The 24115-nt window shown below is 67.8% G+C and carries 29 protein-coding genes; 14 read left to right on the forward strand and 15 right to left on the reverse strand.

All coding sequences use genetic code 11. The annotated features are described in order from the left end of the window. Positions 1–4: 4 nt before the first annotated feature. A complete protein-coding gene (locus AB0H49_RS26020; protein ID WP_357255039.1) occupies positions 5–457 on the reverse strand; it encodes a pyridoxamine 5'-phosphate oxidase family protein in 453 nt (150 codons plus the stop codon). A 351-nt stretch (positions 458–808) separates the two neighbouring features. Here AB0H49_RS26020 and AB0H49_RS26025 point away from each other — a divergent pair, with 351 nt between their 5' ends. Both AB0H49_RS26025 and AB0H49_RS26030 read left to right on the forward strand, forming a co-directional pair. Further along, the gene (locus AB0H49_RS26025) at positions 809–1807 is read left to right on the forward strand and encodes a zinc-binding alcohol dehydrogenase family protein (RefSeq protein ID WP_357255127.1); all 999 of its coding nucleotides are present in this window, start codon (positions 809–811) and stop codon (positions 1805–1807) included. 308 nt (positions 1808–2115) lie between these two features. After that, a complete protein-coding gene (locus AB0H49_RS26030; RefSeq protein WP_355001174.1) occupies positions 2116–3141 on the forward strand; it encodes a hypothetical protein in 1026 nt (341 codons plus the stop codon). A 120-nt stretch (positions 3142–3261) separates the two neighbouring features. On the opposite strand, the gene AB0H49_RS26035 is transcribed toward AB0H49_RS26030, so the two are convergent. The 3 genes from AB0H49_RS26035 to AB0H49_RS26045 form a co-directional block, all read right to left on the reverse strand. Continuing rightward, positions 3262–3741 carry a nitroreductase/quinone reductase family protein gene (locus AB0H49_RS26035; protein WP_355001175.1) on the reverse strand — a complete coding sequence of 160 codons (480 nt, stop codon included), beginning with the start codon at positions 3739–3741 and terminating at the stop codon, positions 3262–3264. Between the two features lie 3 nt (positions 3742–3744). Further along, positions 3745–4341, reverse strand: coding sequence for a PadR family transcriptional regulator (locus AB0H49_RS26040; protein WP_355001176.1), 597 nt, complete (start codon positions 4339–4341; stop codon positions 3745–3747). 165 nt (positions 4342–4506) lie between these two features. Continuing rightward, positions 4507–5850 (reverse strand): wax ester/triacylglycerol synthase family O-acyltransferase, encoded by a 1344-nt coding sequence (locus AB0H49_RS26045; protein ID WP_357255042.1) that lies wholly within the window; start codon positions 5848–5850, stop codon positions 4507–4509. 152 nt (positions 5851–6002) lie between these two features. Between AB0H49_RS26045 and AB0H49_RS26050 the strand changes: the two genes are divergently transcribed. Genes AB0H49_RS26050 through AB0H49_RS26060 form a run of 3 tightly spaced genes read left to right on the forward strand, consistent with a single transcriptional unit; the run spans position 6003 to position 7367 of the window. Further along, complete coding sequence (locus AB0H49_RS26050) at positions 6003–6173, forward strand: CopG family transcriptional regulator (protein WP_355001178.1); 171 nt, start codon at positions 6003–6005, stop codon at positions 6171–6173. A gap of 1 nt (position 6174) precedes the next feature. After that, complete coding sequence (locus AB0H49_RS26055) at positions 6175–6516, forward strand: VOC family protein (RefSeq protein WP_355001179.1); 342 nt, start codon at positions 6175–6177, stop codon at positions 6514–6516. An 11-nt stretch (positions 6517–6527) separates the two neighbouring features. Next, complete coding sequence (locus AB0H49_RS26060; RefSeq protein ID WP_357255129.1) at positions 6528–7367, forward strand: class I SAM-dependent methyltransferase; 840 nt, start codon at positions 6528–6530, stop codon at positions 7365–7367. A 23-nt stretch (positions 7368–7390) separates the two neighbouring features. On the opposite strand, the gene AB0H49_RS26065 is transcribed toward AB0H49_RS26060, so the two are convergent. After that, positions 7391–7870 (reverse strand): GNAT family N-acetyltransferase, encoded by a 480-nt coding sequence (locus AB0H49_RS26065; RefSeq protein ID WP_357255044.1) that lies wholly within the window; start codon positions 7868–7870, stop codon positions 7391–7393. Between the two features lie 93 nt (positions 7871–7963). Between AB0H49_RS26065 and AB0H49_RS26070 the strand changes: the two genes are divergently transcribed. The 4 genes from AB0H49_RS26070 (at position 7964) to AB0H49_RS26085 (ending at position 10577) form a co-directional block, all read left to right on the forward strand. Next, complete coding sequence (locus tag AB0H49_RS26070; RefSeq protein ID WP_355001181.1) at positions 7964–8617, forward strand: PAS and ANTAR domain-containing protein; 654 nt, start codon at positions 7964–7966, stop codon at positions 8615–8617. Positions 8618–8869: 252 nt separating this feature from the next. Beyond that, positions 8870–9571 (forward strand): ubiquinone/menaquinone biosynthesis methyltransferase, encoded by a 702-nt coding sequence (locus AB0H49_RS26075; protein WP_357255047.1) that lies wholly within the window; start codon positions 8870–8872, stop codon positions 9569–9571. Positions 9572–9618: 47 nt separating this feature from the next. Beyond that, a complete protein-coding gene (locus AB0H49_RS26080; protein ID WP_357255049.1) occupies positions 9619–10203 on the forward strand; it encodes a TetR/AcrR family transcriptional regulator in 585 nt (194 codons plus the stop codon). Next, entirely contained in the window at positions 10200–10577 is a 378-nt protein-coding gene (locus tag AB0H49_RS26085; protein ID WP_357255051.1) for a hypothetical protein, read from the forward strand. The genes AB0H49_RS26080 and AB0H49_RS26085 overlap by 4 nt, the downstream gene beginning before the upstream one ends. 132 nt (positions 10578–10709) lie before the next feature. Here the strand turns inward: AB0H49_RS26085 and AB0H49_RS26090 are convergent, their stop codons facing one another. Further along, positions 10710–10919, reverse strand: a complete 210-nt coding sequence (locus tag AB0H49_RS26090) for a hypothetical protein (protein ID WP_355001185.1) — start codon at positions 10917–10919, stop codon at positions 10710–10712. Between the two features lie 217 nt (positions 10920–11136). Here AB0H49_RS26090 and AB0H49_RS26095 point away from each other — a divergent pair, with 217 nt between their 5' ends. Both AB0H49_RS26095 and AB0H49_RS26100 read left to right on the forward strand, forming a co-directional pair. Further along, positions 11137–11709 carry a helix-turn-helix domain-containing protein gene (locus AB0H49_RS26095; RefSeq protein ID WP_357255053.1) on the forward strand — a complete coding sequence of 191 codons (573 nt, stop codon included), beginning with the start codon at positions 11137–11139 and terminating at the stop codon, positions 11707–11709. 39 nt (positions 11710–11748) lie between these two features. Further along, entirely contained in the window at positions 11749–12615 is an 867-nt protein-coding gene (locus AB0H49_RS26100) for an SDR family NAD(P)-dependent oxidoreductase (RefSeq protein WP_357255054.1), read from the forward strand. Positions 12616–12744: 129 nt separating this feature from the next. On the opposite strand, the gene AB0H49_RS26105 is transcribed toward AB0H49_RS26100, so the two are convergent. The 5 genes from AB0H49_RS26105 to AB0H49_RS26125 all read right to left on the reverse strand — a co-directional run bounded on the left by AB0H49_RS26105 (position 12745) and on the right by AB0H49_RS26125 (position 17349). Further along, complete coding sequence (locus AB0H49_RS26105) at positions 12745–13098, reverse strand: hypothetical protein (RefSeq protein WP_357255056.1); 354 nt, start codon at positions 13096–13098, stop codon at positions 12745–12747. A gap of 21 nt (positions 13099–13119) precedes the next feature. After that, the gene (locus AB0H49_RS26110) at positions 13120–13617 is read right to left on the reverse strand and encodes a helix-turn-helix domain-containing protein (protein ID WP_357255058.1); all 498 of its coding nucleotides are present in this window, start codon (positions 13615–13617) and stop codon (positions 13120–13122) included. A gap of 157 nt (positions 13618–13774) precedes the next feature. Continuing rightward, the gene (locus tag AB0H49_RS26115; protein ID WP_357255060.1) at positions 13775–14605 is read right to left on the reverse strand and encodes a hypothetical protein; all 831 of its coding nucleotides are present in this window, start codon (positions 14603–14605) and stop codon (positions 13775–13777) included. Positions 14606–14679: 74 nt separating this feature from the next. After that, positions 14680–16911 carry a catalase/peroxidase HPI gene (gene katG / locus AB0H49_RS26120; protein ID WP_357255062.1) on the reverse strand — a complete coding sequence of 744 codons (2232 nt, stop codon included), beginning with the start codon at positions 16909–16911 and terminating at the stop codon, positions 14680–14682. A gap of 33 nt (positions 16912–16944) precedes the next feature. Continuing rightward, positions 16945–17349 carry a Fur family transcriptional regulator gene (locus tag AB0H49_RS26125; RefSeq protein WP_174554798.1) on the reverse strand — a complete coding sequence of 135 codons (405 nt, stop codon included), beginning with the start codon at positions 17347–17349 and terminating at the stop codon, positions 16945–16947. Between the two features lie 401 nt (positions 17350–17750). Here AB0H49_RS26125 and AB0H49_RS26130 point away from each other — a divergent pair, with 401 nt between their 5' ends. Continuing rightward, entirely contained in the window at positions 17751–19244 is a 1494-nt protein-coding gene (locus tag AB0H49_RS26130) for an alpha/beta hydrolase (protein WP_357255063.1), read from the forward strand. Between the two features lie 45 nt (positions 19245–19289). Here AB0H49_RS26130 and AB0H49_RS26135 read toward each other — a convergent pair whose 3' ends face one another. Then, positions 19290–20612, reverse strand: a complete 1323-nt coding sequence (locus AB0H49_RS26135) for a family 1 glycosylhydrolase (protein WP_357255065.1) — start codon at positions 20610–20612, stop codon at positions 19290–19292. 394 nt (positions 20613–21006) lie between these two features. On the opposite strand from AB0H49_RS26135, the gene AB0H49_RS26140 reads away from it, so the two are divergent. Beyond that, on the forward strand, positions 21007–21534 hold the full coding sequence (locus AB0H49_RS26140; RefSeq protein ID WP_355001194.1) for a L,D-transpeptidase: 528 nt from the start codon (positions 21007–21009) through the stop codon (positions 21532–21534). Between the two features lie 136 nt (positions 21535–21670). On the opposite strand, the gene AB0H49_RS26145 is transcribed toward AB0H49_RS26140, so the two are convergent. From AB0H49_RS26145 to AB0H49_RS26155, 3 genes are all read right to left on the reverse strand, one after another. Further along, on the reverse strand, positions 21671–22006 hold the full coding sequence (locus AB0H49_RS26145; protein WP_355001195.1) for a DUF3140 domain-containing protein: 336 nt from the start codon (positions 22004–22006) through the stop codon (positions 21671–21673). 19 nt (positions 22007–22025) lie between these two features. Next, the gene (locus AB0H49_RS26150) at positions 22026–22244 is read right to left on the reverse strand and encodes a DUF2945 domain-containing protein (RefSeq protein ID WP_355001196.1); all 219 of its coding nucleotides are present in this window, start codon (positions 22242–22244) and stop codon (positions 22026–22028) included. Between the two features lie 71 nt (positions 22245–22315). Beyond that, complete coding sequence (locus AB0H49_RS26155; protein WP_357255067.1) at positions 22316–22984, reverse strand: fasciclin domain-containing protein; 669 nt, start codon at positions 22982–22984, stop codon at positions 22316–22318. Positions 22985–23143: 159 nt separating this feature from the next. On the opposite strand from AB0H49_RS26155, the gene AB0H49_RS26160 reads away from it, so the two are divergent. Continuing rightward, positions 23144–24115: a MerR family transcriptional regulator gene (locus tag AB0H49_RS26160; protein ID WP_357255069.1), complete on the forward strand. Its 972-nt coding sequence runs from the start codon at positions 23144–23146 to the stop codon at positions 24113–24115.

The following is a 24115-nucleotide window of genomic DNA, read 5'->3' on the forward strand; positions in this document are numbered from 1 at the left end:
GCGACTACCCGTTGTGGGCGGGCGCGCCGTCGACGAGTCTGATGCCGGAGACGAGTGTGGGTTCGATCTCGATCACTCCGTCCATGGGGGAACCGATCCAGGGGTGGAGGGTTCGTTGGTAGTGGGTGGTGCGGGCGGGGTCGGTGATCGGGCGGGCGATTCCGGTGACGACCACCGACCAGCCGGTGTGGTGTTCGATGTCGATGTCGTCGGCTTGGTAGGCCACGACGATTCCGGAGCGGCTGCGCACGGTGGTGGAGAATTGTGCGGCGAGTCGGGTGCGCACGATGAGCAGGTTGTTGTCGAGTAGGTGGTTGACGGGGCGGATGGCGGGCAGTGCGTCGTGGGTGTAGACGACGCGTCCGAACGGTGCTTGCGCGAGGAGGGTCAATGCCTCCTCGCGCGTCAATTCGATGACGTTGTGGTCGGTTCGGTCGACGGTGGGGGAGTCGCTCATTGTCGCGTGCCTTGTTCGATGGCGCGGTGAGGGGTCGGGCGTGTACGCCGTGCGGCTGATTTCACCGTGGCGGTCGGTTCGCAAGGTCCCACGTGCTTCCCTATCCGTGCGCGAGTGTGTTCGATGTTCCATGTCATCAGCTCGGCCGCGCTCTTCGTCAGGGCCGAAGGTCGCAGGCCTGGAGGACCAAGGGTTTCGGAGCCCGCGCCGGACAACCCCCGTTCGGTCGTCCAGGTGAGGCCGACGCACGGCCGGGCATACCCGGCACATGCGGGACTCTCTCGATGTCCGGACAGCGCGCACGATGGAGAGCACAACCGAGAGGAGCCTGTCGTGGGAACACGGCATTCGATGCGGGCGTGGCGGGTGAGCACGCCGGGTTCACTGGACAGCCATCCCCTGGGAATGGCACACGAGCCCATCCCCGAACCTGGGCCGGACGAGCTGCTGGTGCGGGTCCTGGCGTGCGGGGTGTGCCGTACCGATCTGCACGTCGTCGAAGGTGACCTGGCCGTCCATCGCCCCGGCGTGGTTCCCGGGCACGAAATCGTCGCCGAAGTACTCGCCGTCGCGGCGGGCCGCGACGATTTCGCGATCGGTGACCGAGTCGGCATCCCCTGGCTGCGCCACACGTGCGGGGTGTGCCGGTACTGTCGCCGGGGCGCGGAGAACCTCTGCCCGCACTCGCGCTACACCGGATGGGACGCCGATGGCGGATATGCCGAATACGTTACTGTCCCAGCGGATTTCGCGTTGCGTCTACCGGCGGGCTATACCGACGAGCAGGTCGCGCCGCTGCTGTGCGCGGGCATCATCGGATACCACGCGCTGCTGCGTGCGGCACTGCCCGCGGGCGGTGTGCTCGGCATCTACGGGTTCGGTGGAAGCGCGCACCTCACCGCGCAGGTCGCGATCGCCCAAGGCGCGCGGGTACACGTGATGACCCGTGGCGCGGCGGCGCGGGACCTCGCCCACACTCTCGGCGCGAGTTCGGTGCAGGGCGCGACCGACGTCCCGCCCGAACCCCTGGACTCGGCCATCCTGTTCGCTCCCGCCGGAGAACTGGTCCCTGTCGCGCTGGAAGCCCTCGACGCCGGTGGCACTCTCGCGCTGGCCGGAATCCACCTCAGCGACATACCGCCGCTGAACTACCAGCGCCACCTGTTCCGGGAACGCCAGCTACGCAGCGTCACCTCCAACACTCGGGCCGACGCCCGCGAATTCCTCACCTTCGCCGAACGACACCGCCTGCACGTCTCCACCCACCGCTACGCCCTCGATCGCGCCGACCAGGCGTTGAACGACCTGTCCCACGGCCGCTTCGACGGAGCCGCGGTTCTGATTCCGTAAGCGCGGAATTGGGGAGTTGCCGGTCATCCCCGCGTTCGCGGCGATGGTCGCCCAAGACGAGGCGCTGCGCCGCCGTCAACGCCTGAGACCGGGGCCCGGCCGTGATCCGGCCGGGCCCCGCCGATGAGCGTTCCGAGAACCGCGTACGCCTTGCGCGTGCCGCAGCCCCTGTTCGGCAGTGGGCGCGGCTGCGTGGATGGGCGCCCGGGCGTGTGCCGTGGGGTTCACGCGGCGATGTGACCATCGGCCCTCGAAGAGCGGCACAATTCCCGTCTCGGCGAGGCCCGCGCCCTGGGGACACTGGATTCATGACCGACAGCACAGCGACTCCCGCATCCTCCGTGCCGGATATGCCCACCCTGCTGGCGGCGCTGCGACTGGCCGTCCGCGCCCCCTCGGTACACAACACCCAGCCGTGGCGCTGGGAGTTCGACGGCACCCGGCTGCACCTGTTCCGCGACGACGATCGGCTGTTGATCGCCGCCGACCCGCAGGGACGCCAGCTGGTCATCAGCTGCGGCGCCGTCCTGCACCACCTGCGCACCGCGCTGGCCGCGCGCGGATGGCACACCGACACCCAGCGCGTGCCGGTGCCGACCCGCCCGGAGCTGCTGGCCACGATCGGCTTCCGGCCCTGGCCCGACCCGCCGCCCGGGGTCCTCACCCGCGCCGCGGCCATCGAGCGACGCCGGACCGACCGGCTGCCGCTGAACCCGCCACCGGGCTTCGGCGAGCTGGTGCACGCCGCGCGGATGCTGCTCAGCCCGCACGAGGTCGAGCTCGACGTCCTCGACGACAGCGCCCGCCCGCTGCTGGCGGCCGCTTCCGAGCACGCCGGGGCCAACCGCCGCTACGACATGGAATACCAGACCGAATTGCATTGGTGGGCAGGGCATTCCGGGGCTCCCGAAGGGGTGCCTGCCGATGCGCTGGCCTCCGAGGCCGAAGCTTCCCACGTACCGATCGCTCGCAAGTTCCCCTCCGCGTCGCATTCCGATCGCCGCGGTGACCTCGACGACCAGGCCGCCTTGCTGGTGCTCAGTTCGCCCGGGCACACTCCCGCGGACTGGCTGCACGTCGGGGAGGCCCTGTCCGCGCTGCTGCTGGAATGCGCCTCGGCCGGGTTGGCGAGTTGCGCGCTGACCCACATCACCGAACTCACCTCGGCGCGCGAGTCGATCCAGTCGGTGCTGACCGGCGCGGGTATACCGCAGGTCATCATTCGGGTGGGCGCCGCACCCGCGGACACCGCCGCATCCGCGCCGACGCCGCGGCGGCCGATCGAAGAAATCCTCACCATCCGCGATACCGCCGCGCATTCGCCAGGAGGTTGAGGTGTCGGCTCCGGAGCCGGGGTGACGGCGGTCGGTCGTCGTCACCCCGGGCCCGGTTCCCGTCCTGCGAAAAGCGCTGTGCGATAGGGCGCTCCGAGTCGAGGTGCTGACCGACCGCTGTCACCGCCTGGAATCGGCAGGCGCCTCCGCCGCGCGCGACGGTTCGATCCGAAACACCGGGCAGCGCGGCGCGGCCGCGGCGAACGCGTCCGGGTCCGCGGACTCGACCGCACCGGCGTTCAGCATGAACCGCACCCCGTGCGGCACCTTCCGCGGAAACTCGCGTAACACCGCGGCACGTTCGGAGATCGGCAGCTCGATCAGCGAAACCCGCTGTTTCCGCCGCCCTTTCGCGAGCACGCCCCAACCCGCGGCGCGCGCGTTGCGCACCCAGTCCGCGTCGTCGAATCCCCCGACCACGTACGTCACGCCGTCGACGGTCAGCGGCGAGACCGGGGTGGTACGCAACGTTCCGGTCTTCCGGCCGGGCACCGAGAGCACTCGCATGGTGCCCAGGGTCAAGCCGACGCCTTGCAGTGCGATCACCATCCGGTTGAACGGCTTCAAGCGCCGCCGCATGCGATCGTTCTCGCTGGTCATGATCTACTCCTCGTCACTTTCGGTGAATTCGTCGTCCGGCCAGGGCATTCCGTCGTCGATATCGCGAGCTACTCCGTCCAGCCACGCGATCTCCGCGGCACGCACATGCTGGAGGTACTCGGCCTCCAACAGCACCGCACGCGGCAGTCCGGTCGAGTGCTCGTCCAGCATGCGGGCGGTATCGGTGTGGTCCTCGCGCAGTCGTCGCGCACGTCGGCGCAGCAACTGTGCCGCCGCTGGCGGTGCGAGCGCGGGTAGGTGGGCCAGCGCGGCGACGAAACGCGGATATTCGTTCACCGGTTCGGCGAGGAACCGCTCCAGCAGCTCGTGCAACATCTGCCGACCGGCCTCGGTGATCTCGTACACCGTCCGCTCCGGTCGAGACCCCTCGCGCGCCGTACCGGCCTGTCGCACCAGCCCCGCCCGTTCGAGGCGGCCGATCGCGTCGTAGAGCGAGCCGCCGCGCATCTTCACCACGTCCTCGACGTGCCGCTCGCGAATGGCGATCTTCATCTCGTAGGGGTGTCGTGGCTGCTCGGCCAGCATGCTCAGCACCGCCATCGTCAGCGGCGTTTGCAGCGCGCGCAGTTCTCGGGCCACCGGTGTCCTTTGGTCGAGTTCGGCTAGTCGAACTCGACTATATAAGAACGCACGGCGTTCGGCATCCCTCGCGAACAGGCGGCCGCCTGCCTCTTGTCGACGAAGTCGCCCGTGCGCTGCCGGATTGCGGCATGTGTGATCCTCGCTGGGTCACCCGGCGACGGCCTAGCTCTGGGGACAGCTGTCCAGGAGCCGGTCGACGGTGGTGGTGATGGTCTCGGCGAGCAGGTCGAGGTCGGGGGTGGTGTCGTAGTCGCCGGTGATACCGAAGCCGAGGTGGTCGCGGTAGCTCAGGATCGCGATGGAGGTGCGCAGTCGCATGGCGATCGGCGCGAAGGGGAACATTTCCAGGACCTCGTGGCCGTGGAGCCGCAGGGTGCGGGTGGGGCCGGGCACGTTGGTGGCCAGTCCGGCGATGCTGTGCTGCGGGAAGCGCAGTGCGGTGCGTACCGCCCAGGCCAGCGGTGCGAAGGGTATCCATTTGGCGAGCGAGAGAATCGAATTCGCCGCGCCCGCTTCGCCGCTGGCCTTGTGCTTGTTCAGGCGCCGGTGCACGGTGCGCAGTTGGTCGAGCGGGTCGTCGAGTTCGGTCGGCAGCTGCGGCAGCATGGCCGAGACCCGGTTGTCGAGTACGCCGTCGGCGTCGGTGGTGCGTACCGATACCGGTGCCAGGATGCGGACGGTCTCGGTGTCGGGTTGTTCGTCGCGGGCGAGCAGCATCGCGCGGAACGCGGCGGTCACCGCGGCGAGCGCGACGTCGTTGACCGTCACGTCGAACGCGGCGCCGATCTGTTTGACCTGTGCCAACGACACCCGGGCGACGGTGTAGCGGCGTTGGCGCCCGATCGGTCCGGTCAGCGAGGACCCGCTCTCGGGCACGATCGCGTTCCACGCCAGCGGCGCTGCCGCGCGTACCGTGCGCAGCAGCGCCGCCGGCGCCTGAACCGGCAGTCGCAGTCCCTCGGCGAGCAGCGCCCGCCAATCCCGGCCGCGGTCGGCGCCATTGTCCGACTGGTGGCGGTTCGGGGTCGGGGAGTCGGAGGGGGGATCGCAGAAGCGTTGGAACAGCGAGATGCCGGAGACGCCGTCGAGCATGCTGTGGTGGGCGGTGAGAATCAATGCCCAGCGCTGTCCGGCCAGGTGTTCGACCACGGTGGCGCGCCACAGTGGGTGGTCGCGGTCGAGTCGCTGCTCCATGACGGTGGCCACCATCTCCCACAGTGCCGGTTCGTCGCACGGTTGCGGCAGCGCCGCCCAGCGCAGGTGATGGCCCATATCGAAGTGCGGGTCGTCGACCCACTGCGGCGCGCTCAGATCCCAGAGGGCCCGCCGCAGGCGCTGGCGCAGGCGCGGGTTCACGCTGATCCGTTCGGCCAGGTGCGCGGTGAATTCCGCACGGGGGCCGGGACTTCCGCGCAGGATCGCCACCGCGCCGATGCCGAGGCTGACGTGTTGATCGACGTCTTCGAGTTCCATGAATCCCGAATCCAACGGACCGAGCTCGCTCATCCGACCATCCCATCCCGATCTCGTCTCTCGCTGCTCATTCCTCGCGTACCCGCTCGGCGCGATCCAACCCGATTTCGCCGAATCGGCGTGGTCGCGGACCGGTCTCGCGCTCTGCTAGCAAGCTAGTAGGCTAGCGTGCTAGCATTTGTCCCGTGGGCGACGAGGATGTGAAGCAGTTCAACGTCTACCTGCCGATCGGACTGATCAAGCAGGTCAAGTTCCAGGCGATCGAGTCGGGAATGTCGCTGTCGGCGCTGGTCGCCGAGGCGCTGCGCGCCTACCTCGACGACACCCACCCGAAGACATCGCCGGGAGAGGATTGACATGAAGACCGAAGGCATCGAAGCCGTGTTCCTGGAGACGCACAACTGGGGCAAACAGGCGAGATTCCTGCGTGAACTGGGATTCGAGGTCGAGTTCGAGACCGGCCACAGTTCCGGCCAGTTCCGCAACGGCGACGGCCCCTATGTCTTCGTGGCCGAGGTTCCGCCGACCAGCGAGCCGCGGACGCTGTTGGTTCTGAAAGTCGCCGACACGGCGGATCGCCCTGGTGGCGACGTCGAGATCGTCAACGAGTTCGAGCCGACCCATTACGGCACCCAGGAGATGACCGTCCGCGACCCCGACGGGCGACTGTGGAATCTGCAGGCGCCGGGCAAGGAGTGAGTGCTGTGCCGATCATCGCTCCGGATCACACCGCGGTCCGGGTCGCGCTCTGGCGGGCCCTGCACGCGGAAATCGATGCGCCGCCTCGCGTTTTCGACGACCGGATCGGTCTGCGGCTGGCCGCCCCCGAGGACGGCTGGCGGGATCGCCCCGATATGGATCCGCGGACGACGAGCCCGATGCGCGCGGGGATCGTGTCGCGGGCCCGCTTCCTCGAGGATCTGCTCGCCGAGCGGATCGACCGCGGCGTGGATCAGTACGTTCTCCTCGGCGCCGGGCTGGACACCTTCGCGCAGCGCCGGCCCGAGCTCGCCGCGCGGCTGACGGTGTTCGAGGTCGACCAGCCCGGCACGCAAGCGTGGAAGCGGCAGCGCCTCGACGAGCTCGGATTGGGCGTTCCGGACGGATTGCGCTGGGTGCCCGTCGATTTCGAGGTCGACTCGTGGTGGGAGCGGCTCCTCGCCGCCGGTTTCGATCCGGGTCGCCCCGCGGTCGTGGCCTCCACCGGCGTCTCCATGTACCTCAACAGGGAGACGAACATCGCTACCCTGCGCCAGCTTTCGGCGCTCGCGCCGGGGTCCTCGCTGGCTGTGACGTTCATGCTGCCACTCGAACTCGTCGGCGCCGAGGAGCAATGGATGCGCCGGTCCGCCGAGCAGGGCGCCCGAGCCTCCGGCACCCCGTTCATCAGCTTCTTCCGGCCCGACGAAATAGTGGCGCTCGCCGAGGAGTCGGGTTTCGCTTCAGCCGAGCACATTTCGTGCGAGGAGCTGACCCGCCGCTACTTCGCCGACCGCACCGATGGACTGCGGCCCGCGGAGTCGGAGCAGATTCTGGTGGCACGTACCTGACCGACTCGCTTTCGCTGGTTCTGTCATGGTGACAGTCGTACCGATGAGGGACCGAGCGTGCGGACGAACGTCACCATGTCGCGTCCCGGACCGTTGTAGTCGGCGGTCCGGTCGTGGACGACGAAACCCATTGCCGCGTGGAAGGCGATCGAGTTCGTATTGCCGGGGGAGGTGATCGCTTTGATCACCGTGCGTCCGTCCGCGCGAGCGTCGGCGATGAAGCGCTGGTACAGCCGCCGTGCCAGTCCGCTGCCGCGCAGCTGCGGATGCACGCCGACGAAATGGATGTAGGCCTCGGCTGGCTGATCGGGCGAGCGGAAGCCGACGAGGAACCCGGCCAGCGCACTGTCGCGTTCCGCGATCAGGCTGGTGCCCGCGAAATGATCGAAGAACAGTCGTGGCAAGGACGCCGAAACCGTTCGGCCCCACCAGGAATCGACGACCGCGACGACAGCGTCGTAATCGTCGTCCATCGCCGGTCGCAATCGCGCATCATCCACCACGAACGTCGATTCTGTCAGCCCCTCCCGAACGAGCAGGTCCGGCAGTCGGCCCCGGTCCACCCGCTCGCGGCGCACGGCGGCGATACTTTCCGGGTGACAGAAACAGCCGGGCTCCATGCGGTGGACGCCAGCCCCGAGCAGCCGCCCCGGGCCGGGAGTTTCCGCTTCTGGTTCGCCGACCAGCGCTGGGAATGGTCCGACGAGGTCGCCGCCCTGCACGGGTACGCCCCGGGCACCGTCGTCCCGACCACCGAACTGCTATTGGCGCACAAGCATCCCGACGACCGCGCCGAGGTCGCCGACACCCTCGTCGCGGTGGTGCGGACCGGTCAGCCGTTCTGTAGTCGTCACCGGATCATCGACACCGCCGGGGTCGAGCACCACGTGCTGGTGGTCGGCGACCAGTTGCGCGATCACACCGGCGCGCTGGTCGGCACCGCGGGCTTCTACGTCGACGTCACCGACAGCGTGGACGAGACCCGGCGTGCGGTCCTGAACGAGGCGTTGCCGGAGCTGGTGGAGGCGAGGGCGGTGATCGAGCAGGCCAAGGGCGCGCTGATGCTGGTGTACGGGATCAGCGCCGAGCAGGCGTTCAATGTGCTGGCCTGGCGTTCCCAGGAGACGAACACCAAACTGCGCATTATCGCCGAGAAAATGGTCGGCGCGCTGCGCGATTTCGGCGGCGGTTCGGTGAGCACCCGCACCCGGTTCGACCACCTGCTGCTCACCGTGCACGAACGCCCCTGAGCCACAGGGCCGGTCGCTCTCGGCCCGGCATCGTCGGGCCGGGCCGACTGTTCGACCGCCCCCGGCGATGCCCCGTATCAGAGCGGCACCCGCCCGCTGCTGGATCGGCACCCGCGTCCACGGCCGATGACCTGTCTCGATACGCTGTTGTGCGCCCGGTTCGGACTCCGCCGACTTCTGTTGGCCAGCGCCCTATTTCGGCTACGTCGACAGGTCCGGTCGCGAGTCCGAAAGATCAGCAGTGGAGACCGAGTGACCATCGACAAGAGCAAAGGCGCCGAAGTACACGGGATCTTCGAGAAGATCGCCGGATACTACGACCGGATGAACTTCCTCATGACGCTCGGCAGTCATGGACGATGGTGCCGCGAAGTGGCCGAACGGGTCGCGCCGCCCGCGGGTGGACAGCTGTTGGACATCGCCACCGGGACCGGCGTGATCGCTTTGGAAGCCGCACGGCGGTATCCCTCGGTCACGGTGACGGGCGTCGACTTCTCGGAGGAGATGCTGGCGCGCGCCCAGACCAAGCCCGGTGCGCAGTCGGTTCGATGGCAACGCGCGGACGCGGCTCGTCTGCCGTTCGACGACGAGACATTCGACGGGATCACCGAAGGCTATCTGCTCAGGAACGTCGAAGACTTGGAAGGCGTGCTCCGCGAACAGCACCGGGTCCTCGAGCCCGGCGGCCGGATCGTCGTCCTCGAAACGTGTCCGCCGAGCGGGCCGGTGAAGCCGATCGTGGAGTGGGGGATGCGCCTCGTCGTTCCGCTGCTCGGCCAGATCGTGGCTCGGGACCGGTCGTCCTATACCTATCTCGAATCCAGCACGCTCGCCTTCGCGGCACCGGAGCGCCTCGCCGAAATCCTGCGCGGGCTCGGCTTTCACGACATCGGGTGGAGCAAGAAGTTTCTCGGCACCAACGTCGTCCTGTGGGCCACCAAGTCGAGGGCGTGACGGGCCAAGTGTTGATTACCAAACGGGTAGACCCGTAAGGTAATCGCGTGAGCACGCAGACAACAGCCGGGCGACCGCGCGACGAGCGCACCCACCGGGCCATTCTCGATGCCACCGAAGGACTGGTGATCGAATCCGGTTACGCGGCGGCCTCGGTCACCGCGATCGCGTCGCGCGCCGGAGTCGGCAAGGACGCGATCTATCGCCGCTGGTCGGGTAAGCCGGAACTGGTCTACGAGGCGCTGTTCACCACCGTCGACACGGGTCCGGTGCCCGACACTGGGACGTTGGGCGGCGATGTCACCGCTTTGACCGCCGCGTTGATCGCCGAGTTCAGCACACCGGCCGCGGTCGCCGCGTTGCCGGGGCTACTGGCCGATTTCGCCGCCGACCCGCAGCTGCGTTCGCGGGTGCGCACCGCGTTCCTGGCTCCGGCCAAGGCGCGCATGGTGGAGGTCTTCGACCGCGCCCGGGGGCGCGGGGAGCTCGATGGCGAGGTCGATGTCGAGCTGGTGCTCGACACGTTGGCCGGTGCGGTGTTCTTTCACCTCGGCCTGCTCGGTGAGCCGGTGACCGAGACGTTGGCCGATCAGCTCGGCCGCATCGTGACCACCGGGATCGGTGCGCGATGAACGGCTGGTTGCTGGGCGCGGGCATCGCCGCGGCCGCCGTCGCGGCAGTGCACGTGATCGCCGGACACGTCGACCCGGTGCGACCGCTGCTCGACAGCGCGCTACCGGATGTCCCGAAGCGGACGATGCACGTCGTATGGCATTGGGTCAGTGTCGATCTCGTGCTCACCGCGATCACCCTGATCGTGTTGGCGGTGGCCGAGCCGTCGGGCACCGAGCTGGTCGCGCTGCTGACCGCTCTGCATTTCGCCGCCTACTCGGTGGTTTTCGTGGTCATCGCGGCCGCTCTACCGGGACCGCGACGGCTGCTACGGCTTCCCCAGTGGATCCTGTTGGCTCCGATCGCCTTGCTGGCCTTGGTCGGCGCCGCGTGACCGCCGCGCCTTCGGCGGCCACCGATTCTGCGCGACCCACGGCTATCAGCCCGACCTCGTGGCCCTCTTCCGCTGCGCGGCCCACTGAGACGAGGACGCCTGAGCTTCGCGGCGCCGAGGCGGGGATCGAGCTCAGCTGTCGGTGGCGTGGATGTGCGGGGTGGGTTGCTGCAGTCGCCAGCCGCCGCCTTTGCAGTCGGCGGGCAGCGGGGGTAGCCGGTGTCCGGCGACGTCGGTGCTGAACCGGTGCCCACACGAAGTCGGACCGCAGCACTCGTAGATCCCGCTGGCCGGGGCCTTCTGGCCCGGCTTGAAAATCTCGTTCTCCTGGAACTTCGTCATACTCCGCCGATACCCGGCAACCCGTTTCGTACACCGGCCGCTGGACGACGACGGCATGTCGGTGGCAGCCCGAAGGCGCTGCGGGATTTTGCACGGCGTCTTGAACCGGCCAACGCCCTTGCATGGTGTTACTTGGTCGAGTAATTTCTTACTTGTGCGAGTAACGGACGGCTCCGAACCCCTGTCTCCGGCGGCCGCGGAGCGGCGCAGGCAGATCGTGGCCGCGACGATGGAGGTGCTAGCCGAGTACGGCTACGCGCAGACGTCGTTCGCGAAGATCGCGAAACACGCCGGTCTGAGCAGTACGAGGCTGATCTCCTATCACTTCAGCGGTAAGGAAGACCTGATGCGCGCCGTCGTGGTGGCGGCGAAAGACGCTGCGGTGGAATACATTCAGCCGCGCATTTTGGCCGCGTCCGGTCATCGGGCGCAACTGGCGGCCTACATCACCGCGAACATGGAGTTCATGCGAGACCGAACGACCGTCCTGCGCGCGCTGATCGAGCTCAACAGCAATGCCCGGGCGGCGATCGGCGAGCCGTTCCTCGACGACGCGGGCGCCGACTCGCCGCTGCCGCCGCTGGAAGCAGGTCTCCGCGCGGGCCGATCAGCAGGCGAATTCGGCGATTTCGATGCCCATGTGATGGCGGTGACGCTGCGCGCGGCCATCGACACCATCGCGATCCGCTATGCCGAGGGGCAGGTGAGTGATGTCGATTTCTATGCGGCGCAACTCGTTACGTTGTTCGATCGGGCGACCGCTCCGCAGCCCGCACGCGCGACCGACTGACGTCGAGAAGTCCGGAATATTCGAACCGAAAGGGAGCCAATGAAACTGGAACCAGGACAGGTAGCGGTGGTGACCGGCGCCGCCAATGGCATCGGTCGGGCCGTGGCGCAGGCGCTGTGCGACCGCGGGATTCGAGTGGTGCTCGCCGACATCGATGGCGAGGCCGTCGCGAAGGCCGCCGACGAACTCGGCGCCGAGATCCTCGCGGTGCCGACGGATGTCGCTGATCCGGAACAAGTTCAGCGACTGGCCGATGCCACTGTGGAGCACTTCGGCCGTGTCGACCTGGTGTTCAACAATGCCGGAATGGGTGTGGGCGGACCGATCTGGGAAGTCGCGCCCGACGACTGGCAGCGGGTCTGGGCGGTCAATGTGCAGGGTGTCGTCAACGGGATGCGTGCCTTCGTCCCGCATTTCATCGCGGCGGGGCGCGGTCATGTCGTCAACACCTCGTCCCTGGCGGGCGTCACGGTCGGTCTGCTCAACGGCCCCTACACCGCGAGCAAGCACGCGGTCGTCTCGCTGACCGAGGCGCTACACGGCGAGCTGGCCGTACTCGCGCCCGGGGTCGGCGCCACGGTGGTGTGCCCGGGGCCGGTCGACACGCAGATGCTGCGCGGTCTCACCGACGGCATCGGCTCCTTGCTCGGCGATGGCGGCCTCCCCGCGCAGCCCACCGAAGGATGGTTGGGCACGCTCACCCCGGAGCAATGGGAGCGGCTCGCCCCTGGATTCGGCGCGATCACCCAGCTGGCGAACGAGGCCATGCCCGCCGCGCGGGCCGCGGAGATCATCCTGACGGCGGTCGAGGCCGATCGTCTCTACGTCACCACCCATCCGCACTGGGCGACGCAGGCCAGCGACCGGGTCGCGAAGATCGTGGCCGATATGCAGGCATCCGCGTAGTTCGCGGCCGGTTCCGGGCAGCGGGCGCTCCCTCGCCGAGGCGGTCGTCTCCGCACGCGTCACAACCGCTCGGAGGCCATCTCGGCGAGGGCGCGGGCATGCCCGCCAGGCGTCAGCTGCTAGGAAAACTCAACGAGCACAGGCCTTTTCGATCAGCCCGACCACATCGGCGGGGTTGTCGACCTGGACCACCAGCCGTGCGTACCGCTCGTCGGCCAGTTCGATGACCACGGCCTTGTCGGGATCGCGAACGTCCCAGAACACGCGTTCCCCGTCGATGTGGAAGGTTCCCGCCGTGATCACCCGGGGGAAGTGCGTCCCAGGCGCGCGAATACCTTTGCGCTCCTTGATGATTCCGGGGTCGACGGTCGCGCCGCGGACGTTCGCCAGCGGGATCACCAGGCGACTCTTCAACGCCCACAGCTTGTCCAGGCCTTCCATGCGGACCACCAGATCCCTGCCGTCGATGCCGACCTCGGCCATCTCGTTCTCCTTCGTTCGTATCTATCGATCGGTCTGTGTTCGTCCGGTGAACTCGTCCGCGATGCGGGCCACGTCGTCACCGGCGCGGGCGCGCAACCGAAGTCCCAGCAGTGTCGCGGTCGACAACGTTCCGTCGCCCAACGCCGCGGTGACCGCGTCGAGTTCCGCGAACGCGCCCGTCACCTCGGCGGCGACTTCCGGATCCGCCGCACCCTGCTCGATGGCCGCCATCAGTAGTAGATCCAGGCTGCCGATCCCCTCGGAAACCACTGCGGCGCAGAGGATTCGCAGAGGATCATCGGCGGCCGCGATCGCGACCAGGCTCTGCTTGCGTGCCGCTCGCAACGCCCGCAGATACAACCCGCGCTTGCTGCCGAAGGTGCGATACAGGCTGTGGCGGTGCACGCCGAGGTGGCCGACGAGGTCGTCGATCGACACGGCGTCGAACCCCCGCCGAGCGAACAGTTCCGCTGCCGACTCGACAACAGCTACCTCATCGAATGTTCTCGGTCGCGCCATGTCATCACCCTACCGAGTTTGGGAACAACTAGTCAAGAACGACAGTTCCCAAACCCGTGTGTGGGCGTTCGGTCCTCGGTCGACGCACGTAAGAACCGTTACGAGGCCACTTCCAGAGGAGGCGGCGCGCCCCGGCTCATGACGGCCGCGTCGGCATTCACCATCCGCCGTCGAACAACGCCAAGAGCGCCGGTCCCGGATCCGCCACGGTGGTCGTGTTCGCGACGACGACAACGATCGAGGCCAGCGACGACAACGCGGCGAGAACACCGAACGATCCCAGTACGCGCCTCGCTCGCGTGTCGGCCGATCTCGGGAATCGCTTCCACGCCACCACACTCAGGCCGAGCAGAACGATCGCCACGACCGCGGCGATCACGGCCATCGCCACGTGGTAGAGCGAGAAGTCGCTGATCATCACCGCCAGCGCAGGGGAAGTTTCGCCATTCCCGCTCACCGACTCGGCGAGTTGCTGCCTGACTCGAGCGCGTGTCTCGGCGTGCTCACTGTCGGTGTCGCCGCCCGTCAACATCGGCAGCAGCGAGGCATAGGGCGCCACCGCACCTTGGACATTGGCCATCACCGCCAGCAGCGAGAACACCGCGAGCGCTGTGACGACCACCCCGGCCGACGCGAAGGCGGCATTCCTGCCCGCGCCGAGACCGCGGCCTCGAAGAAATGCCCGCCACAGCAGAGCGCCGAGCGCGACGAGCACGATCAGCAAGAGCGCGGCGATCACTCCCTTGGCCACGTGGTACCGAAACCAGTAATCCACAACGCTTTCCAAGGCCGGGGAGAAATCCCGGTCGCCGGAACGCCAGTACTCGACGAACGCCGCGCGGAAAGCGTCGCGGAGATCGCGCTCGTCGGCGAAATCGCCCGCCAGCGCGCGCGGAGCGACGACGAACGCGGTCGCGAGGACCGCGGCGAGAGCGCCGAGCGCACCGAGTGCGCGACCGAGTAGCGACGGGGCCAAAGGTGCGGACAAGAGACTTCCTTCGGTTCGAACAAAGGAATCCCAGGCCGACCCCGAAGGGTGGGCCTGGGATTCACCACTACAACTCAGCGGAGGTCGAAGCGATCGTTGTCGACCACCTTGACCCACGCCGCGACGAAGTCGTTCACGAACTTCGCCTGGGAGTCCTGCTGCGCGTACACCTCGGCGATCGCACGCAGCACCGAATGCGACCCGAAGATCAGATCGTTGGCGGTCGCCGTCCACTTGGATTCACCGGAGCGCCGGTCGGAGCCCTCGTACACGTTCTCCGCCGACTCGGACGCCTTCCACTCCGTGCCCTGGTCGAGGAGGTTGACGAAGAAGTCGTTCGTCAACGTGCCCGGCCGGTCGGTGAAGACGCCGTGCTCGGTGCCACCGTAGTTGGCGCCGAGGGCGCGCAGGCCGCCGATCAGGACGGTCAGCTCGGGCGCCGTCAGATCGAGCATGTACGCCCGGTCGACCAGCAAGCGCTCCAGCGGAGCCTTCTCGCCGATTCGCACGTAGTTGCGGAAGCCGTCGGCCCGCGGTTCGAGCACCGCGAACGACTCCACGTCGGTGTTCTCCTGCGACGCGTCGGTGCGTCCCGGTGTGAACGGCACCGTGACGTCGTGGCCCGCGTCCTTGGCGGCCTTCTCCACCGCCGCGGACCCGGCGAGGATGATCAGGTCGGCCAGCGAGACCTTCTTGCCGCCGGACGCCGAGCTGTTGAAGCGCTGCTGGATCTGCTCGAGCACGGGCAGCACCTTGGCCAGCTCGGCCGGTTCGTTGATCTCCCAGTTCTTCTGGGGCTCGAGCCGAATCCGGGCGCCGTTGGCGCCGCCGCGCTTGTCGGTGCTGCGGAAGCTCGCCGCCGACGCCCACGCGGTCTTGACCAGCTGCGCGACCGACAGGCCGGACTCGAGAACCTCGCTCTTGAGGGCCGCGATGTCCTGCTCATCGATCAGCTCGTGGTCGACGGCGGGCACCGGGTCCTGCCACAGCTGCGGTTCGGCGACCCACGGACCGAGGTAGCGGCTGATCGGTCCCATGTCGCGGTGCAGCAGCTTGTACCACGCCTTGGCGAACGCCTCGGCGAGTTCCTCCGGGTGCTCCAACCAGCGACTGGTGATCTCGCGGTAGATCGGGTCTTCCCGCAGGGACAGGTCGGTGGTCAGCATGGTCGGCGTCCGCGCGGGGCCACCGAACGGATCCGGGATCGCGCCTTCGCCCGCACCGTCCTTCGGCTTCCACTGCCAAGCGCCGGCGGGACTCTTGGTGAGCTCCCACTCGTAGCCGTACAGGTTCTGCAGGAAGCCGTTGCCCCACTTGGTCGGGGTGGCGGTCCAGACGACCTCCAAGCCGCTGGTGATGGCGTCCTTGCCCTTGCCGGTGCCGTGGGCGCTCTTCCAGCCCAGGCCCTGCTGCTCGAGCGGGGCGGCTTCGGGTTCGGCGCCGACCAGCCCGGCGTCACCCGCGCCGTGGGTCTTGCCGAAGCTGTGGCCGCCGACGATCAACGCGGCGGTCTCCTCGTCGTTCATCGCCATGCGGCCGAACGTCTCGCGGATGTCGCGCGCGGCGGCCACCGGATCGGGCCTGCCGTTGGGCCCTTCCGGGTTCACGTAGATCAGGCCCATCTGGACCGCGCCGAACGGACTCGCCAGCTCACGATCGCCGCTGTAGCGCTCGTCGCCGAGCCAGGTGTCCTCCGGGCCCCAGAAGACCTCTTCGGGCTCCCAGATGTCGGGTCGGCCGAAGCCGAAGCCGAAGGTCTGGAAACCCATCGACTCGAGCGCCACGTTGCCCGCGAACACCAGCAGGTCGGCCCACGAGATCTTGTTGCCGTACTTCTGCTTCACCGGCCACAGCAGTCGGCGAGCCTTGTCCAGGTTGGCGTTGTCCGGCCAGCTGTTGAGCGGCGCGAAGCGCTGGGCGCCCTGACCGCCGCCGCCGCGTCCGTCGGCGATGCGGTAGGTGCCCGCCGCGTGCCAGCTCATCCGGATGAACAGGCCGCCGTAGTTGCCGTAGTCGGCGGGCCACCAGTCCTGCGAATCGGTGAGGACCGCCGCGACATCGGCCTTGAGGGCCTCGACGTCGAGTTTCTTGAACTCTTCCGCGTAGTCGAAGTCCTCGCCGAGCGGGTTGGACTTGGAAGAGTGGGCGTGCAGCACCGAGACATCGATCTGCTCCGGCCACCAGTCTTTGTTGGAGCGGGGGCGATGCTCGGTCTTCTGCGTGGGGGAGGGGATCGCCGGGTTCTCGGTCTCGCTCGTGCTTCGAGTACCGGTGTCCGGAGCGGGTGGACGACTATCTGATGTCACGACATTCCTTCCTGAATGAGGTGCGGGCTGCGATCAGGGACGTTGAGATGCGGCGCAGTCGGGACACAGACCCCAGTAGATGACCTCGGCCTCGTCGATGGCGAAGCCGTGGTCCTCGGATGCGGTCAGACAAGGGGCATGGCCGATCGCGCAGTCGACATCGGCGATCGACCCGCACGCCCGGCACACGACGTGGTGGTGGTTGTCGCCGACCCGCGACTCGTAACGCGCCACGGAGCCGGACGGTTGGATGCATCGGATCAGGCCCGCGGCGGTGAGCGTGCGCAGCGAGTCGTACACCGCCTGGTGCGACACCGCCGACAGGCGCGAACGCACGGCACGGATGATCGAATCCGTGTCGGCGTGCGGGTGATCGTGCACCGCGCCGAGCACCGCGACTCGCGGAGCGGTCACGCGGAGCGAAGCTCCCTGCAGCATCTGCTGGAATTCCTCGGCAGTGTGCACGGACGAAAGTCTTGTCCGTTTTCTGGAACGAGTCAAGCATTTGTCCGCGGGAGGTCCGTCCCCCGACTCGATCGTGCGAAGGACGGACCGCTTCCCCGACGGCCGCGGAACGCCGCCACGTTCGCGGGCCGACTAGACCCTAGCCGCCGACCCCGGAATCGGCGTGCATCGACACCTCTCGGGTCGAAATTCGTCGAATCCGTTGTGCCCCTGCTCTCGGATTGTGGCAGCCCCGCCGCGCGTATGACAAGATCGCCCGGTTCGTCGAGCTGTGCGCAGGAGGCTTTCGCTTGGATCTACGCTTGGGACCCAACAGATCTCATCGGATCCGGCGTGCCGTGCTGGCACTCGCGGTCGGGGTAGGAGTACTCGGTGTGCCCGTGTCGGCGTCCGCGGAGGACGTCGCCGACTCCTACATCGATCGCCTGTCCGAGGCGGCGGAAACCCCGGCGCTGCGGTGGTCCGACTGCCAGGACGGCTTCCAGTGCGCGTCGGCGAAGGTGCCGCTGGACTACAACCAGCCGCACCAGGATCAGATCGAGTTGGCGGTGATCAAACTGCCCGCCGCCGATCCGAGTCGGCGCATCGGCACCCTGTTCGTCAACTTCGGGGGTCCCGGCCCGTCCGGGGTGGATCGCCTACGGGAACGGGCGCGGTGGCCGTGGCTGTTCTCCGATGAGCTGCGCTCGCGGTTCGATGTGGTCTCCTGGGACAGCCGAGCGGTGGCCCGCAGTGCGGCGGCGCGCTGTTTCCCGACGGTGGACGAACAAACGGCGTTTCTCGGCGCCAGCCCCCAAATGCCAACGACGCCAGGCGAAGAGGCCCCGTTCTACGACTGGTCCAAGGAGTTCGCCGATCGCTGCGGGCGGCACGCCGGTCCGATACTGAACCACGCCTCGACCGCCAATACCGCGCGGGATCTGGAACTGTTGCGCCGCGCCGTCGGCGATCCGAAGCTCACCTACCACGGCATCTCCTACGGCACCCAGCTCGGCGCGATCTACGCGAACATGTATCCCAGCCGGGTGCGGGCGATGGTCTTCGACGGATCGATGGACTTCGAGGGCAACGTCAACGGGCACAACGGGCAAGGCACGACGGTTCCGCTGGACACTCGGCAGGGCGTGGCCGACGCGATCGCCGCCACCTTCGACGCGTTCCTGCGACAGTGTTCGGCGGCCGGGCCGCGGTGCGCGTTCTCCTCCGGTGATCCGAGGGTCAAGTGGACGGTACTCGCCGAGCGGGCTCGCCTGGCGCCCATCAGGCTCGACGACCAGACGTGGACGTACGCGTCGGTCCTCGATACGGCGGCGAGTCTTGCGCAGCCGTCCACGTTCCCGGACCTCGCGGTGCTGCTGCAAAGGTTGTTCGACGCGGGCACCACCGTCCGCGGATTGCTGCCGGTCGCGCGCGGCGAGTCCTACCTGGGCAACCGCACCGAGGCGTACCACGCGATCCAGTGCGCCGACAGCGTCGTGCCGACCGACGCCGAGGTCTACAGTCGTGCGGCGATAGCGGAAGATCTGCGGGTGCCGCATTTCGGGCGGATCCCAGTGTTCGGCAATACGACCTGCGCGTTCTGGCGAGGTCACGACGCCGACCGGTACACCGGACCGTGGAACCGCCGCACCGCCGCGCCGATCCTGGTGCTCAACAGCAGATTCGACCCGGCCACCCCGTTGGCCGGCGCCTTCGCCGGCGCCGCCCAGCTGGCCGACGCCCGGGTGGTGGTGATCGAAGGCGCGGGCCACAGCAGTATGTACGTGCCGAGCACCTGCGCCGAGCGAACCAAGCGGGAATACCTGTTCACCGGCGAACTTCCACCGGACGGCACCGGTTGCGCGGTCGACAAGTCGCCTTTCGACTGACCGGTGCGCCTGGTGCGATCACGTGTTCGTGTGCGCACGGGCGGTCTAATCGGTTAGGCCGACCGTTTGATCGCAGCTTTCCGGCGGGTCCACCAGTTCGCATTCGGCCGGGGGACGAGTCGGCCGGTAGCCGGTCGGGACGCCGCCGGATCGGATGATCGTGCGGTAGGTGTCGACGGCGTCGGTCGGTCGGCGGGTGAGCGTGGGATCGGTGCGGACGTCGACGGTGTAGAGGCCGAAACGGGGTGTGTAGGAACCCCATTCGTAGTTGTCGGTGAGGCTCCAGTAGTTGTAGCCGATCAGGTCGATGCCGTCGGCCTTGGCGCGCTGCAGCCAGTAGACGGTGTCGCGGAGGTGTTCGGAGCGGGTGTAACCGTCGGCGCGCGGGCCACCGTTCTCGGTGGGCATGCCGTTCTCCACGACGTACAGCGGACGGTCCGGGAACAGGCGTGAATAGTGCCGCAGCGCGTAGTAGATGCCCTCGGTGCGAATCGGCAATTCCCAGATGGCCGGACCCTGGTTCGAACCACCCTGCACCGACTGGCCGGATTCCGGCAGCACCGCGAAATAGTAGTCGACGCCGATGAAGTCGAGCTTGTCCGCGATGCGGTCGACCATCGGCTGGTTGACCTCGGTCTCGGCGCCCGCCACGTAGCCGAGGTTGCTTGTGACCTGTGCGTCGGGCACGGCGTGGTGGATGATGTCGTAGATCGTGTTGTGGGCCTGGGCCATTCGGTCCAGCATCACGGGCGCCTCATCGACGGTGATGGCGCCGATCCGCAGCTCGGTGCCGACATAGGCGGCGGGCTCGTTGAAAGTGACCCACAGCGGGTTGCGAGAGGCATAGCGGTCCACCACCTTTCGCATAGTGGTCAGCCAGTCGTCGACGATGCCCGGATTGCGCCAGCCGCCGCGATCACTCACCCAGCCCGGATATACCCAGTGGTCGAGAGTCAGCATCGGCCGCATACCGGCCGCGACGATACGGTCGATCACCTCGTCGTAGAACCGAAAGGCCGCCGCGTCCCAGATTCCCGGTTCCGGCTGGAGGCGGGCCCACTCGATCCCGATCCGGTACACCTGGACACCGAGCCGAGCGGCCAGATCTATGTCGGCGGGATGGCGCTCGAGGAAGTCGACCGAATTCAGGTACTCGTCCCCGGCCTCGCCCGAGTCGATGTAGCGGGTCCAGTTGCTGTCGGGCGCGTGCCCCTCGGACTGGAAGCCGGATGACGCGACTCCCCAGAGGAACTCGTCGCCGAACGGCGCGACGGTCGCGTGCGCCGAGGGGGCCGTCCCCGGCGCGAGCGCCACGGTCGCGATCATGGCGAGGGTGACGAGGGCGTATCCGCACTTCCGTGTTCGCATGGAGCTCCTGTCTCCGTCCGGAACCACTCGGTTGTGCACGCACCGCACAAGCTCGACCGCAACCGAGCCCGTGCCGCTGATCCGTCACTGTAGCTGTCGGATAGCTAGCCCGTCAGCGTAGCTGTCGGATTGCTGTATTTCGGCGCGCCACGCCGTATCGCCCGGCGGACAGGCCAATCACAAAATTCTGAAAATGGCAATCACGCGACGCTATCGAGATCGACTCGGTTGCCTACCGGTCGTGCCCGATTTGCCACGTTGGGGTCCAAAGCCACTTCAGAATGATCAAAAACACTTTCAGGTCAGCTCGGACTCTCGTGTCGCCCATGCGCGTCCCCTCGCCCCGCGAGCGGCACGTCCAACTACCCGGGTGAGGGAAAGGCAGGTCTGATTCATGAAGTGCCAGAGTCGATTCCGCCCGGTGGCGCGGATCGCGTTGCTGATCGGCGCGGCGGTCACCGGCCTCGCCGTCGCGGCCCCGGCGATGGGTGAACCGTTGTGGCCCGGTGGACCGGACATCCCGGGCGTGCCCCCGCTGGTCCTGCCGCCGCTGGTGCCGCCCGCACCGGTGGTGGCGCCGTGTACCGCCGAGGCGGCGCGCGGGTGTATGCGCCTGTCCACGAACGAGGCGTGGCTGATGGACAACGGGCGGGTTACCTACGGCCCCACGCCGATTTCGCACGGCAGGGCGGGCTTCCGCACCCGGGTGGGTGTCTTCGACGTCGACTTCAAGCGGGAGGATCACTGGAGCACCATGCACCACGTCTGGATGAAGTACGCGGTCTTCTTCGACGGTGACATCGCCACGCACATCGGGCCGATCGAAGAGGAGTCGCACGGGTGCATCCGCATGACACCCGACGGTGCGCGCGAATTCTTCGACTACCTCTCGCCCGGCGACATCATCGAAGTCGTGCCGTAACGACGCTTTCCTGGAAGCGCTGCGGGGCAACAACTTTCCGGCTTTCTGCGGACGCGTTCAACCTCGACCTCTGTTGACCGCGAACCGGCCACTGCGGCAACCGGATTCGACCCCGGTTGCATGGTGGCAGGATCGGTCATCGCTTCGTGGGGTCGTGCCCCCAGTTCATCAACGAGTAGCGCCACTTGCTGTCCTGCGCGTCGCCGGAGGGGCGTTGCGCGAGATGGCGGTGCGCATAACCGACGACCTTGCGCATGTGCGCGTAGTCGTCGTCGGTCAGATCCGCCTTCTTCTTGTTCAAGATCTCGATGATCCTTCGGCCGCTGGCGTGTCCGGTGGACTCACCGCCGCCCTCGGATTTTTGCCCCACCGACTTCGACTCGTCGGTGTCGAGCCATCGGCCGAGTTCTTTCGCCGTCATGTTGACGGTCGCATCGAACTCCTCGCGAGCCTTGTCGTCGTCTCTCGTCATAACGAATCGACTCTTTCGTTCAGTCGTCGCGGGGACGTAGGGCGTCGGGTTTGTGTACCGCGTCGCGGTCGGACTTCTCGCTGCGCACCCGGTACTGCGGATCCTGTGCGGACGCCCGGACCGTGCGTCCTGCTGCCTCGGTGTCGGAGGTGATCTTCTCCTCCACCGTGCCCTTGGCGACGCTGCCGTGGCTATCCCATTCGACCTTCTCGCCTTTACGGAACCTGCGCTTGGTCATCGGTTCGCCTCTCGCTCGATCGCGGGTGCCCGGCGCGCCTAGTGGGTTCTTTCTGCGCGGTGCTTGGTGGGTCAGCTCGTCGGTGGCATCAGTACCGCATCGATCAGGTACACCGTCGCGTTCGCGGTCTGGACCCCGCCGCAGAGCACCTCGGCGTCGGCGACCTGGATGTCGTCGCCGGATCGTGTCACGGTGACCTCGGAGCCCTGCACCGTCTTATGGGTTCCCGCGACCTGGTCCGCGGCGAGCCGACCGGGCACCGCATGGTAGGTCAGCACGGTCGTGAGCGCCTGAGCATCGGTCTTCAACGATTCTATCGTCGCCGGATCCACCGCGGCGAACGCGTCGTCGACGGGGGCGAAGAGCGTGAAATCGCCGGAATTGAGGGTATCGACGAGGTTGACCTGCGGATTCAGCTGCCCGGATACGGCGGCGGTCAATGTAGTCAGCAAGGGACTGTTCGACGCCGCGACGGCAGCCGGTTCTTGTGCCATGCTCGCGACGGAACCGGGTCCCGTCGGGACTTGCTCGGCGTACGCCGCACAACCCGGCCCGACCAGTCCGGCGGCCGGATCGCCGCTCGGCGTCGTTGTGCCCGGTGCTGTCGCCGCCGTTTGCGTCGGTGCGGTGGTCTGCTCTGCGGTCGACGCGGAGTCCGTGTCGTCATCCGTACAGGCCGCGGCGGACGCGACCGAGAAAGTCAGCAGGATCGTCGCCAGTACGGCTTTCGTGTTGTTCATGTCCTTCACCACTTGTGTCGGGGCGGCTGGTCGCCGCGAGTGCCGTCGATTCGTTCCCCTCGCGTCTTTCGCTTTCGTTCAGGCCAACGATACCACTAAACGATGCACTAACGATGCATACTGGAGGAGACGATTCCTGCCAGTGAGAAGAGTGGGTTCGTGACTCCCAACGGTGCGACACCTGGATCCGACCCGGCGGCAGCGCGCCCGACCGGTCGCGGTCCGCGGTCCCGAGCCCGAATACAGGACGGACGGCGCGAGCTCGGGCCCGCGGACCCCGCTTCCGAGGTGCTCGGTTACTCGGTGCGCGCGGTAGCCGATCGCTTGGGCATCCCGACCGCGACGCTGCGCAGCTGGAATCGCCGCTACGACATCGGCCCCAGCCGTCACGAGCCCGGAAAACACCGCCGCTACGGCGAATCCGATATCGCGGCACTGCAACGGATGCTCGCGCTGATCCGCGCGGGTGTGAGCCCGGCCGGCGCGGCGGCCGTGGTGACCGAGCGGCGCCGGACCACGGCCGTCCGCGGGGATTGGGAGCCGCTGTCGACCGCCGCGTTCGCGCTCGATGCCGAAGCCTTGTCGGCGCTGCTCAACGCGCATCTACTCGCCTACGGTGTTGTCGACTCCTGGAACATGCTGTGCCGCCCCGTCTTCGCGGCGATCGTCGCACGGCAGCTCGCGGGCGAGGCGTGCATCGACGTCGAGCACCTGCTGTCGTGGTCGACCACCGCGGCCCTGCACAGCTATGTCCCGCCCACCACGCCAACGAAGGCGCACGCCGCGGTACTCGCGTGTACAGGCGGTGAGACGCATGTACTCCCGCTGGAGACCTTGCGCGCAGCGCTTGCCGAGCGCGGCGTGCGCGCCTGGATGCTCGGCGCCGATGTGCCCACCGCCGCTCTCGCCGATGCCCTCGCGCGCACCGATTCCTGCCCCGACGTGGTGCTCTGGTCGCAGCACGAATCCACGGCGCTCACATCGGCGGTGCGGGCATGCGCGGCGGCAGGCGCCCGGGTGTTCGTCGGCGGACCGGGCTGGGACTCGGTCGTCCTTGCGGCTCGGGCCACTCCGGTGACCACGCTGGCCGACGCGGTCGATCGGATAGCCGGTCCTCGCGACCGACCATAG

It is taken from the genome of Nocardia sp. NPDC050713 (assembly GCF_040654315.1).
Classification (GTDB): domain Bacteria; phylum Actinomycetota; class Actinomycetes; order Mycobacteriales; family Mycobacteriaceae; genus Nocardia.